The organism is Candidatus Methylomirabilota bacterium, from assembly GCA_035709005.1.
Lineage (GTDB): Bacteria > Methylomirabilota > Methylomirabilia > Rokubacteriales > CSP1-6 > 40CM-4-69-5.
Map to the genome: position 1 here is coordinate 25,397 of DASTFB010000001.1, position 11,766 is coordinate 37,162.

An 11,766-nucleotide genomic window follows, 5' to 3' on the forward strand; every position below is an offset into this window, starting at 1 on the left:
GACTAAGTCAGCGGGCCCGCAGCTGAAGGGCGTGACCGTCGGGGTCGCGCAGGACGAATCCCTCCCGGAACCCCAGCCGCGTGTCGGTCGTCGCCACGACGCCCGGCGAGACGAACGTGAGCCGGCCGGCCCCCAGCGCGCGGGCGGTCGCCGGCACGTTGCGGACGGCCAGCAGTGTCTGCCAGTGCACCAGGTCGTTCGCGCTGACGTCAGGCGGCGTGGCCCTCCCGTCGCGGGGCGTCAGGTACTCGAGCAGCTCGATGCCGGGGCCCGCCGCGGCCCGCACCGTGGTGATGCGGAGCCGGGCGCCCGCCACGTTGTTGAGTCGCTCCTGCTCCGGACCCCAATTCTCGCTCCCGCCCACCACCGTCATGCCCAGGGCGTCGCGATAGAGCTCGAGGCTCGCCTGCGTGTCGCCGACGACGATGGCCGTATGGTCGATCCCCAGGAAGATGCGATCGCCCGGCCGCTGCCAGCGTGGATCGCCCTTGTCCGGCGGGAACTCCAGGATTTCCAGCGGGTGGCCGTCGGGATCGGCGAAGTAGAAGGCCCGGATGCCGCCGGCGTTGGGATTCCAGTCGGGCAGCCGTTGCGGGGCGGAGGAGAGGTGCCGGACCCGGTGGCGGCGCAGCCAGAGATAGGCCTGGTCCATGTCCGAGACGATGATGGCGATGTGCTGGAACCAGCGATCGTTGCTCCGGGAGTCCGACGGAATCGGACGGCCCCGCGGGGTGACCGGTTCACTGAGCTCGATGACCTCCTCGCCCAGGCGCATGCGGACGACCCTGATCCGGAGGCCCCCGACGCCGTGCAGGCGCTCGACCGCGTCGCCCGCCAGCTCGACGTCGGACAGCTTCTCGAAGAACAGAACGCGGGAGTAGAACTCGACGGCGCGCTCCATATCGCTCACGGTGATTCCGATGGCCTCCACCGCCTGGGCCAGCGGCGCGGCCGCCGGGGTCGCCGGCGGCGGGGGCATCAGCAGGGCGAGAGCGAGGACCAGGGTCAGGAACATGGTGGCGATCTTGCGCTTGGGCATAGGGGCCTCTCCTAGCGTCCCGGCGCCGCCGCCATGTAGCCGCAGCGGAAGATGCAGCGGCGGGCGTTGTCGTGGTGGAGCTTGGCGCACTTCACCGGCCGGCGGGCCCGGCGGTAGAGCTCTGCAGCGAGGAGCATGCCGAACAGCGGCGCCGTCAGGTAGATCCAGAACGCCGTCCACACGCTCGCAGGGAGCGCCGAGGCGAACGAGCGGGCGGGGTTCATGCTCATGCCCGACAGCGGTGCCTCCAGGGTGATGTAGGTCGTCACCAGGACGCCGGCGAAGAGCCCGGTGAACCGGCTCAGACGCGGCGTGTTAGAGACGGTGAGCACCACGAGCATGAGGCCGCACGAGATCGCCACCTCGGCAGCGAAGGCCACGCCCCTCCCCCACATCCCCGGCACGGTGACGGCGAAGTTGACGGAGCGATCGGCAATGAGCCCGCGGGCGAGGGCCGCGGCCAGGACCACGCCGGCTACGCCGCCCATGAACTGGGCGCCGACGTAGAATAGGGCGTCCCAGCCGGTGACGCGGCCCAGGCGCAGGAAGGTGAGCGTCACCGCCGGGTTGAAATGCGCTCCCGACTGCTGCCCCCAGGGCGAATAGATCAAGCCGACCGCGGTGAGGCCCATCGCCAACCCCATGAGGCCGCGCCGGAGCAGGGGATCGGGCAAGGCCTGGGGCGCCAGGGAAGCGGGGTGGAAGAGCAGCACGGAGAAGAAGCAGGCCGACATCATGAAGAGGCCGAGGCCGGCCGCCTCGATCACGTACTCGGGCCAGTGACGGGTCAACGTCTCACGCACGGCGGAGCCGCCGCGGGCAGCGGGAGAGCCGGAGCCGCGTCTGGTCGTTCATCGCTACCGCTTAGAACCGGTTGGCCCGCGCCCGGATGCGCCCGGGCCAGGCCGCGAACCCCCCCGGGCGGTGGGGGTGTCTAACCGTCCATCAGACTGGTCCGGGGAGGCTGACACCATGGCCACACGCTACGACGTGGCGATCATCGGGACCGGCGCCGGCGGCGGCACGCTGGCCTGGGCGTTGGCACCGACCGGCAAGCGGATCCTGATACTGGAACGGGGCGACTGGGTGCCGCGCGAGCTGGCCAACTGGAGCACGCGGGCCGTGAACGTCGAGGGCAAGTATCAGACGAAGGAGGTCTGGCACGACGCCGACGGCCAGCCGCTGCACCCGCACACCAACTATGGGGTCGGCGGCAACACGAAGTTCTACGGGGCGGCGCTGTTCCGCCTGCGCCGGGAGGATTTCGGGGAGCTGCGTCATCACGGGGGCATCTCGCCCGCCTGGCCGATCAGCTACGAGGACCTCGAGCCGTACTACACCCGGGCCGAGCAGCTCTACCACGTCCACGGCCAGCGCGGCGCCGACCCGACTGAGCCGCCGGCCAGCGCGCCGTATCCTCGCCCGCCGGTGAGCCACGAGCCGCGCATGAAGCAGCTCAGCGACGACTTCGAGCGCCTGGGCCTCAAGCCCTTCCCGGTACCGCTCGGCATCATGCTCGACGAGCAGAACCCCCGCGCCAGCCGGTGCATCCGCTGCGGAACGTGCGACGGGCACCCCTGCCTGGTCTCGGCCAAATCCGATGCCCAGGTGGTGGCGGTGGAGCCCGCGCTGGAGCATCCCAACGTGACCCTACTCACCGGCGCCTACGTGTCGCGGCTCGAGACCAGCCGGAGCGGCCACGAGGTGACGCAGATCGTCGTCGAGCGCAACGGGGCCCGGGAACTTTACTCGGCCGACGTCGTGGTCGTCTCCGGCGGCGCCATCAACTCGGCGGCGCTGCTGCTGCGCTCGGCCAGCGACAAGCATCCCCGCGGTCTGGGCAACGGCTCCGGCGTGGTGGGCCGACACTACATGGGGCACACCAACTCCGTGCTGATGGCGCTCTCCAAGTGCCCCAATCCGACGGTGTTCCAGAAGACCCTGGCCGTGAACGATTTCTACTTCGGCTCGCCGGACTGGGAGTACCCCCTGGGGCACATCTCCTTCGTGGGCAAGCTCGATGGCGACACCCTGAAGGCCGGCGCGCCCGCCATCGCCCCGGGCTGGACCCTGGAGCTGATGGCCACGCACTCGCTCGACTTCTGGCTGACCTCCGAAGACCTCCCGGACCCCGACAACCGGGTGACGCTCGACCGGCAGGGGAACATCGTGCTCGTCTACCGGCCTAACAACGAGGAAGGCCACCAGCGGCTGATCGCGGCACTGAAGTCCCTCATGCAGCGCCAGTCCAAGTGCATGGTCCACGGCCACGAGTGCCACCAGGGCCTGTTCGCCCGGAACCTGTTCATCGGCCAGCGCATCCCCCTGGCCGGCGTCGCCCACCAGAACGGCACCATCCGGTTCGGGCACGATCCGCGGATCTCGGCGCTCGACGTCAATTGCCGCGCCCACGAGGTGGCCAACCTCTACGTGGTGGACGCGAGCTTCTTCCCGTCCAGCGCCGCCGTGAACCCGGCCCTGACGATCATGGCCAACGCCCTCCGGGTCGGCGACCACCTGACAGAACGTCTGGGATGACCCCCGTGACGACGACCTTCGGGCGAGAGATCGCGGGGCACCTCGAGGCGGCCGAGCGTCGGGAGTGGCTGTGCACCAACGGCCTCGGCGGTTTCGCCGCGGGCACGGTGGCCGGCACGCTGACGCGCCGCTACCACGGTCTCCTGGTGGCCGCGCTCGATCCGCCCCTCGGCCGGACCTTGCTGGTGAGCAAGATCGAGGAGCAGATCGCCTACGACGGCCTGGAGGCGGCCCTGGGGACCAACCGGTGGACCGACGGCACGGTGGCCCCTCAGGGCTATCGGGCCATCGAGCGGTTCCATCTGGACGGCACCACGCCGGTCTGGACCTACGCCCTGGCCGACGCCCTCGTCGAGAAGCGCGTCTGGATGGACCCCGGAGCCAATACGACCTACGTGCGCTATGCCCTGCTCCGCGGGCGCGTCCCGGTCGGTCTGAACCTCGAGGTGCTCGTGAACTACCGCGATTATCACGGCTCGACCCACGGCGCCGACTGGCGGATGGACATCTCGCCCGCGCGGGACGGAATCCGGGTCATCGCCTACCCGGGGGCTCGCCCGCTGCTGATGCTGGCGGCCGGAGCTGAGGCCCGGCTGGCCCACACCTGGTACCGCGGCTTCCATCGGGTCGCGGAGCGCGAGCGGGGACTGGACGCCGAAGAGGACCACCTGCACGCGGGGACCTTCCTGGTCAGGCTCGGCGCGGATGAAGCGGTGACGCTGGTGCTGTCGGCCGAGGCCAATCCCTCGCTCGACGCTGCGGAGGCCTGGGAGCGGCGCCGGCGTCACGAAGCCGAGCTCTTGCGCCGCTGGCGGGGGTCCCTCGGCGCTGCCGCGGAAGCGGCCCCGGCGTGGATCGGTCGGCTCGTGCTGGCGGCCGACCAGTTCATCGTCAGCCGCCCGCTGGCCGAGGAGCCCGAGGGCCTCTCGATCATCGCCGGCTACCACTGGTTCGGCGACTGGGGACGGGACACGATGATCGCCCTGCCCGGGCTCGCGCTGGCCACCGGCCGGCCCGAGGTCGCCGCCCGGATCCTCCGGACGTTCGCCCGGTTCGTCGACCGCGGGATGCTGCCCAATCGATTTCCCGATCAGGGCGAGATGCCCGAGTACAACACGGTCGACGCGACCCTCTGGTACTTCGACGCGATCCGCGCCTACCACGCGGCCACCGGAGACGACGGGCTGCTCAAGGAGCTCTTCCCCGTGCTGGAGTCGATCGTGCACTGGCATCGCGAGGGCACCCGCTACGGCATCGGCGTGGACCCGGCCGACGGCCTCCTCCGCTCCGGCGAGCCCGGTGTGCAGCTCACCTGGATGGACGCGAAGGTGGGAGACTGGGTGGTGACGCCGCGCGCGGGCAAGGCCGTCGAGATCAACGCCCTCTGGTTCAACGCGCTCGCGACGATGGAAGCCTTCGCCCGCCGCCTGCGCCAGCCGGCCACGCCCTGGACGGCGCTGGCCGCGAGGGTACGGAGCTCGTTCGAGCGCTTCTGGAACGAGGGGGCGGGCTACTGCTACGACGTGATCGACGGCGCCGCCGGCCACGACGGCTCGCTGCGCCCGAACCAGCTCTTCGCGGTGGCCCTGCCCCAGAGCCCGCTCAGCGCCGAGCGACAGCGGCGGGTCGTGGACGTCTGCGCCCGCGAACTGTTGACCTCGTACGGGTTACGCAGCCTCGCCCCCGGCCATCCCGATTATCACGGCCACTACGGGGGCGGTCCTCACGAGCGGGACGGCGCCTACCATCAGGGGACGGTGTGGGCGTGGCTCCTCGGGCCCTTCGCCCTCGCCCATTACAAGGTCTACGGCGATCGCGCCCGGGCGCGCAGCTTCCTCGCCCCCCTGGCCCATCACCTCGACGATCACGGGCTGGGGTCCATCGCCGAGATCTTCGACGGCGATCCTCCGTTCGTGCCCCGGGGGTGCGTGGCCCAGGCGTGGTCGGTGGCCGAAACGCTGCGCGCCTGGCAGGCGCTCGGCACGGAGCAGAAGGCATGAGCCAGCCTACGCGGATCATCATTCTGGGCGGTGGCTTCGGGGGCGTCTATGCGGCTCTGGAGCTGGAGAAGCTCGTCGGCCGCGATCCGAACGTCGAGATCCACCTCGTCAGCCGCGAGAACTACCTCGTGTTCCAGCCCATGCTGCCCGAGGTCATCTCCGGGAGCATCGGGATTCTCGACACCATCACGCCGATCCGGCGGCTCTGCCCGCGCACCACCCTCTACACCAGGGCGGTCGAGCGGATCGATCTCGACCGGCGGCGGGTGACGGCGGCGGCCGGCTTCGGCTCGGGCCAATTTCACCTCGAGTACGACCATCTCGTCATCGCGCTCGGGAACGTGACGAGCTTCAGTGGCCAGCCCGGCCTCATGGAGCACGCGCTGCCGTTCAAGTATCTCGGCGACGCGCTGGCCCTGCGCAACCGCCTCATCCATGTCCTCGAGGAAGCGGACATCGAGCGCGACCCCGACATGCGGCGGCGCCTGCTGACGTTCGTCGTGGCCGGCGGGGGCTTCTCGGGCGTGGAGGCGGTGGCGGAGCTGAACGACTTCGTGCGGGCGGTGGCGCGGAGCTTCCGCACCATCCGCGTCGAGGACCTCCGGGTGATCCTGCTCCACGCCGGGCCGCTCATCCTGCCCGAGCTGCCTGCCAGCCTGGCCGAGTTCGCCCAGCGCCTGCTGATCGAGCGCGGCGTGGAGATCCGGCTCAACACCCGTCTGCACGGCGCCACCGCCGACGCCGCGCTGCTCGATGGCGGCGAGTGCATCCCGACCCGGACCCTGGTCAGCACGGTTCCCGCGGGGCCAAATCCCGTCGTCGCCGCCCTGCCCGTCCCCAAGGAGAAGGGGCGGATCGTGGTGGGTCCAGATCTGGAATTGGCCGGCCATCCGGGGGTGTGGGCCGTGGGCGACTGCGCCTGGATCAGGGACGCCAAGACGGGCGAGCCCTGCCCGCCCACGGCCCAGCACGCCATCCGCGAGGCCCGCTGCGTCGCCCGGAACGTGGTCGCCACGCTCCGGAGCACGCCGCGGCAGGCGTTCGCCTTCAAGGCCCTCGGCAAGATGGGCGCGCTCGGTCACCACTCGGCGGTCGCCGAGGTCTTCGGCGTCAAGCTCTCGGGCTTCGTGGCCTGGTGGCTGTGGCGGACCATCTATCTGATGAAGCTCCCGGGGCTGGATCGCAAGATCCGGGTGGCCGCCGACTGGACCCTCGACCTGTTCCTGCCGCCGGACATCGTGCAGCTCAAGACCGACCGCGCCTTCACCATCCAGCGCGAGCACTACGAGCCCGGGCAGACCGTGTTCCGGGAGGGTGACCGCGGCGACTGGCTCTACGTCGTGGTGAACGGCGAGGTCGAGATCGCCCAGCGGGCCGGAGACGGCGAGATGGTGCTGCGCCGGCTCGGCGCGGGCGACTGCTTCGGCGAGATCGCGCTGGTGCGGGAGGGGCCGCGCACGGCCACCGCGCGCTGCCTGAGCCGCGTGGACATCCTGGCGGTGGATCGTGAGGCCTTCCACGCCCTCTTCGCCAACTTGCCGCCGCTCCGGGGATTCTTCCAGCAGCTCATCACCGAGCGCCTGGGGGCCGACGTGCCGGAGCGGGTCGAGGCCAGGCGGTAGGACGGGAGCGCCTCCCCCCCCGGCGGTCTCACATTTGACACGACCGTGACATCCGACCGCCCGGGGCTTGCCTACAGTCCCCCCTGGCGTCGTGGACACGCTACCCGGGTGCGGAGTCCGGTGTCCAACGTCCGACGAGCCGTTCAAACATCTCTTCGCCGAAAGGAGCGCGGCATGAACAAGTCTCGCGCCCTCATCGCTTCTGCCGTCGCGGCCGCTTTCTCGATCGCCGTCACGGCGGGCGCCCAGGGTGGGCCCGCGCCGAAGCCGAAGTTCGAGCACGAGAAGTGCTACGGCATCGCCAAGGCCGGCAAGAACGACTGTGAAACGAGGAGCTCCTCGTGCGCCGGCACTTCCAGGCGGCCACCGAGGTCGGCGGCTCGATCCTGATCCTGCTCGGCCTGGCCACCCGCCTCGCCACCCTGCCGTTCTTCGGCATGATCCTGACCATCCAGCTGTTCGTCTTTCCGCACGCGTGGCCGGAGCACCTGACCTGGACGGCGATCCTGCTCGTGCTCGTCACTCGCGGGGCGGGGGCGGTCTCGCTCGATCGCCTGCTCGGTCACTGGGTCGACCGCCGCCATCAGGAGTCGGCGGGTCGGCCGGACCCGGTCTCCCGGAGGCCCGACGCGCGGCTCACCCGGCGAGGAGACGCTGGATGATTCGCTCGTCGACCTGGTCGACCGAGGTCAACCGGATGCACGTCAAGTCGTGGTCGGCGCCGGCCACGACCTTGCCGTAGAGATCCTGCGAGTCGTGGCCGAGGGCCGGGTAGGTCAGACGGAGCCGGACGTTGGTGAGCGGAGGCAGGGCGACGGCGAGGCGGGCCTGGAGCCGGCGCGGAGCCAGCCCGACGACCATCCCTGTCAGAACGTCCGGGGCGACGGTCTTGCCCTCGATGATCCAGCAGGCGAGCGGCAGGGCGACCGCGGCCAGCGGACGGGTCTCGTCGGCGGTCTCGGGCAGCCGGAGATCGAAGCGCCCGGCCAGCCCGCGCAGCTCGTAGAGGCGCAACGGCTCCGAGAGCCCCTTCACCTCGACCGACACCGGGGAGCTGACCTCGGCGATGTCCCGGATCCGCTCGTAGGTGGCCGCGCTCACGAAGACCTGGCCTCCAACCGTGGCTCCCTCGATCCGGGCCGCGGTGTTGACGGCGCTCCCCACCACCCCGTACTTCGCACGCTGCTCCGAGCCGATGTTCCCGACCACGGCCTCGCCGGTGTTGACGCCGATGCCCATCTCGAAGCGCGGCAGGCCGCGGGCGGCATGAGCCTCGTTGAGCTCGGCCATGGCCCGCTGCATGGCCAGCGCCGCCGCCGCCGCCCGTTCGGCGTGATCGGGGTGGTCGAGGGGCGCGCCGAAGATGGCGAAGATGGCGTCGCCGATGAACTCGTTGATGGTGCCGCCGTACGCGATGACCACCTCGCTGAGGCGGCCCAGGCAGGCGTTGAGGATGGCCATGACGTCGGCGGGGTCGCCATGCTCGGCGAACCGCGTGTAGCCCCGCAAGTCCGACATCAAGATCGTGACCTCGCGCTTGGCTCCCCCGAGGCGCAACGCCTCCGGCGACTCCAGGAGGGTTCGGGCCACTTCGGGCGAGACGTACCGGCCGAAGGTGCTGCGGATGAAGTCGCGCTGGCGCAGCCCTTCGAGCATGTCGTTGAAGGCGCGAGTGAGCTGTCCGACCTCGTCATGGCCGCGCACCGGCAGCGCTCGGGAGAGGTCCCCGGCGGCGACGCGCCCGACCCCCGCGGTCAAGGCGCTGACCGGCCGGGTGAGGTGGCGTGCGAAGAGGAAGCCGAGGAGGAGGGCGCCCAGCGCCCCGGCCACCGAGATTTGCAGGAGCGTGAATCGGAGCTCCTCCAGCCTCGCCAGGTAGACATTCACCGGATAATCGACGTCGAGCACGGCGATGGTGCGGCCCGTCGCGTCCGCGATCGGCGCGAAGGCGGTGATCCACGTGCCGCTCTGGTTGCGATAGATTCGCGTGTGCCGCGCGACCCCGTCCTCGAACGTCCGCCCCAGCGGCTCGATCAGTTCAGGAACCAGCGGGTACGGCTCCCCCGGAAGCCCGGGGCCGTCGCTGGTGACCATGAAGCGGGCCTGCCGCTTCGATCGATCGTAATCGGTGAGCGTGTAGGTCGGCGTGGGCAGCACGACCACGGTCTTGATGGCGGCGAGGGCCGCACGGATGCGGGCGTAGGCCTCCGACTCCTGGGTGAGGGTGCGCTGGACGTCCGCGTGAAGCCCGGCATCGATCAACAGGGCGCCGGTGCGAGCGATGTTGAGGAGCTGGACGCCGAGCGTCTCCTCGACGTCGCGTTTTTGCCGCTCGTAGACGAGCCCGCCGACCAGGCCCACCGTCAGGAGGGTGACGGTGGCGAAGAGGCCAGCCAGGCGAACGCTCAGCCGTTGCCACGGGCGGAGGGCTGGCGGCCGGACCGTGGCCGGAGCTTCAGCGGAGGGCGTGGGCGCCCTGTCCAGCACCTGCGGCATCTTCATTCAGACATACCACCACCCGGCGCGGAGTCGCGGCCCCGGAGAAATGCCTGCTATCATCGGCGGCCTGGTGAAGGCGGGCACCGCTGACCTGTTCCGAGTGCTGTCTGCCGTAGGCCTTCTGGGTGCCTGCACCGTGCTCGGCCTCGTTCCCAACCTCGTGGAGGCGCCCTGGACGTTCCTCATTGCCTTCTCCGTCGCCTTCCTCTGTTACGTGGTGGGCCTCGTCGTCTGGGTGCGGCAGCCGGGGCGCGGAGCAGTGGTGGCCATCCTGGCGGTGGCCGCCACATGTCGGCTGGTGCTCCTTCCGGCCGCCCCGTCGCTCTCGACGGATGCATATCGATATGTCTGGGACGCTCGGGTCGCCCGGGCCGGTATCGATCCGTACGCCTACCCCCCGGTGGCCCGGGAGCTCGAACCGCTGCGGGACACGACGGTCTTCCCGCGGCTGAATCATCCCACGTGGCGGACCATCTATCCACCGGGGGCGCAGCTCTTCTTTCGGCTCGTCGACGCCGTGGCGCCGGACAGCATCGTGGCCATGAAGGTCGGCCTGGCCCTGGCCGAGGTCCTCACCCTGGGGCTGCTGCTGGTCTTGCTGGTGACGTCGGGCCTGTCACCCGCGCGTGTCGTGATCTACGCCTGGAACCCGCTCGTGCTCGTCGAGCTGTGGGGGAGCGCTCATCTCGACGCGCTCGTGCTGCTCGGGGTGGTGGCGGCCGCGCTGGCCGTGGTGCGGGGGGCTCGGGAGATCGCGGCCATTCTTCTGGGATTCGCCACCCTGGTGAAGGTCTACCCGGTCGTGTTCCTGCCGCTGCTGCTCGGGCGGCGGAGCGCCCGCGTGCTGGCGCTCTTCGCGCTGACGGTCGGCGTCGGCTATCTCCCCCCCCTGCTGCTGGGGTGGGCCGCGGTCGGGTCGCTCCCGCGCTATCTGGTCGAGGAGAGCTTCAACCACGGACTCGTCCGGTCGTTGATCGACTGGCCGCCGCTGGCGCTGGTCGTCCTCGTCTCGTTCGTCGCGTGGGCGGCGGCCCGGCGGGGCACATTCGGCGAACGCGCGGTGTTCCTGATCGGCGGCTCCGTCGTCCTCATGCCCAACGTCTTTCCGTGGTACGCGGTGTGGCTCGGGCCCTTCCTGGCGCTCGCTCCCTCGTGGCCCTGGATCGCCTTCACCGGCACGGTGGCCTACGCCTACGCGTTCTTCCTGCACGAGCCCTGGACGATTCCCGCCTGGGCCAGGCTGGTCCAGGGCTTGCCGCTGGCCGCCGGCCTGCTCGCATGGCTCGTGACGGGCCGCCCCTTCGCGGGACGGGCCGGCCTGATCCCCTCGTTTCTCGGGCGCCGCCCCCGGGGCCTCCCCGGGGAGGGATGAGGGCGAACCGGATCTCGGCCACCCCGTGTCATAGGCGTCGAGGGGGCGCGGTGTCATAGGCGTTGAGGGGGCGCGCATCCGGGCGCCAGGGAGGGGTAGCATGGCGGTGATCCCGAGGGAACGCATGGTCTCCGAGGAGCGGAGCGAGGTCCGGGGCGGCGCGGCCACCCGATGGCTCACCGCGGTGGCACCGCTGTGGCCACTCGCGCTGGCCCGGATCGTCTACGGCGTGCTCTGGTGGCAGCAGTCGAAGTGGAAGGTGCCGTCGGACGACTTTGGCAGGAAGTCGGGCGGAGGCCTCTGGTACTGGGTCCAGCAGGAGATCCAGCACCCGACGGTGGGGGCCTACAAGGACTTCCTCGTCAACGTGCTGATCCCGAACTGGACGTTCTTGGGCTGGATGACCCTGATCACGGAGACGTTCATCGGCGTCACGCTGATCCTGGGGCTGTTCACCCGGCTGGGCTCGGTGGTGGCCATCGGCATGGCCGCCAACATCACGATCGGCATTCTGAGCGTGCCGCACGAGTGGGTCTGGACCTACACGATGCTGATCATGTTTCCCGTGCTCTTCTTGCTGACGGATGCCGGTCGCAGCCTGGGGGTCGACGCGTACCTGGCGCCGCGCCTGGACCGCGCCGCCGCTGGCGGCAGCCGCCTAGCCCGGATGATGCGCTGGCTGGTCTGAGCGTCGAA

Annotated in this window: 10 protein-coding genes; 7 read left to right on the top strand and 3 right to left on the bottom strand. The window is 70.5% G+C overall.

Annotated elements, in window-relative coordinates; translation table 11 throughout:
• Positions 1-7: 7 nt before the first annotated feature.
• Positions 8-1,039, bottom strand: a complete 1,032-nt coding sequence (locus VFR64_00160) for a VOC family protein (protein ID HET9488153.1) — start codon at positions 1,037-1,039, stop codon at positions 8-10.
• Between the two features lie 11 nt (positions 1,040-1,050).
• Complete coding sequence (locus VFR64_00165) at positions 1,051-1,842, bottom strand: aquaporin (GenBank protein ID HET9488154.1); 792 nt, start codon at positions 1,840-1,842, stop codon at positions 1,051-1,053.
• 169 nt (positions 1,843-2,011) lie between these two features.
• On the opposite strand from VFR64_00165, the gene VFR64_00170 reads away from it, so the two are divergent.
• The 5 genes from VFR64_00170 to VFR64_00190 all read left to right on the top strand — a co-directional run bounded on the left by VFR64_00170 (position 2,012) and on the right by VFR64_00190 (position 7,861).
• On the top strand, positions 2,012-3,577 hold the full coding sequence (locus VFR64_00170) for a GMC family oxidoreductase (protein HET9488155.1): 1,566 nt from the start codon (positions 2,012-2,014) through the stop codon (positions 3,575-3,577).
• Positions 3,578-3,582: 5 nt separating this feature from the next.
• Positions 3,583-5,577 carry an amylo-alpha-1,6-glucosidase gene (locus VFR64_00175; protein ID HET9488156.1) on the top strand — a complete coding sequence of 665 codons (1,995 nt, stop codon included), beginning with the start codon at positions 3,583-3,585 and terminating at the stop codon, positions 5,575-5,577.
• Positions 5,574-7,199 (top strand): FAD-dependent oxidoreductase, encoded by a 1,626-nt coding sequence (locus VFR64_00180; GenBank protein ID HET9488157.1) that lies wholly within the window; start codon positions 5,574-5,576, stop codon positions 7,197-7,199. The genes VFR64_00175 and VFR64_00180 overlap by 4 nt, the downstream gene beginning before the upstream one ends.
• Positions 7,200-7,373: 174 nt before the next feature.
• Positions 7,374-7,589, top strand: a complete 216-nt coding sequence (locus tag VFR64_00185) for a DUF2282 domain-containing protein (GenBank protein ID HET9488158.1) — start codon at positions 7,374-7,376, stop codon at positions 7,587-7,589.
• Positions 7,541-7,861 (top strand): DoxX family protein, encoded by a 321-nt coding sequence (locus tag VFR64_00190; GenBank protein HET9488159.1) that lies wholly within the window; start codon positions 7,541-7,543, stop codon positions 7,859-7,861. Before VFR64_00185 ends, VFR64_00190 begins: the two co-directional genes overlap by 49 nt.
• Here VFR64_00190 and VFR64_00195 read toward each other — a convergent pair.
• Positions 7,836-9,701 carry an adenylate/guanylate cyclase domain-containing protein gene (locus VFR64_00195; protein ID HET9488160.1) on the bottom strand — a complete coding sequence of 622 codons (1,866 nt, stop codon included), beginning with the start codon at positions 9,699-9,701 and terminating at the stop codon, positions 7,836-7,838. The genes VFR64_00190 and VFR64_00195 overlap by 26 nt on opposite strands.
• A gap of 43 nt (positions 9,702-9,744) precedes the next feature.
• On the opposite strand from VFR64_00195, the gene VFR64_00200 reads away from it, so the two are divergent.
• The gene (locus tag VFR64_00200; protein ID HET9488161.1) at positions 9,745-11,070 is read left to right on the top strand and encodes a glycosyltransferase 87 family protein; all 1,326 of its coding nucleotides are present in this window, start codon (positions 9,745-9,747) and stop codon (positions 11,068-11,070) included.
• Positions 11,071-11,170: 100 nt separating this feature from the next.
• Positions 11,171-11,758, top strand: coding sequence for a TQO small subunit DoxD (locus tag VFR64_00205; protein HET9488162.1), 588 nt, complete (start codon positions 11,171-11,173; stop codon positions 11,756-11,758).
• Positions 11,759-11,766 lie beyond the last annotated feature (8 nt).

Bases quoted from the DNA above. Each gene is read 5' to 3' on its own strand.
- VFR64_00195 (HET9488160.1), bottom strand. From the start codon at position 9,701: ATGAAGATGCCGCAGGTGCTGGACAGGGCGCCCACGCCCTCCGCTGAA.
- VFR64_00185 (HET9488158.1), top strand. From the start codon at position 7,374: ATGAACAAGTCTCGCGCCCTCATCGCTTCTGCCGTCGCGGCCGCTTTC.
- VFR64_00170 (HET9488155.1), top strand. From the start codon at position 2,012: ATGGCCACACGCTACGACGTGGCGATCATCGGGACCGGCGCCGGCGGC.
- VFR64_00160 (HET9488153.1), bottom strand. From the start codon at position 1,039: ATGCCCAAGCGCAAGATCGCCACCATGTTCCTGACCCTGGTCCTCGCT.
- VFR64_00180 (HET9488157.1), top strand. From the start codon at position 5,574: ATGAGCCAGCCTACGCGGATCATCATTCTGGGCGGTGGCTTCGGGGGC.
- VFR64_00200 (HET9488161.1), top strand. From the start codon at position 9,745: ATGCCTGCTATCATCGGCGGCCTGGTGAAGGCGGGCACCGCTGACCTG.
- VFR64_00205 (HET9488162.1), top strand. From the start codon at position 11,171: ATGGCGGTGATCCCGAGGGAACGCATGGTCTCCGAGGAGCGGAGCGAG.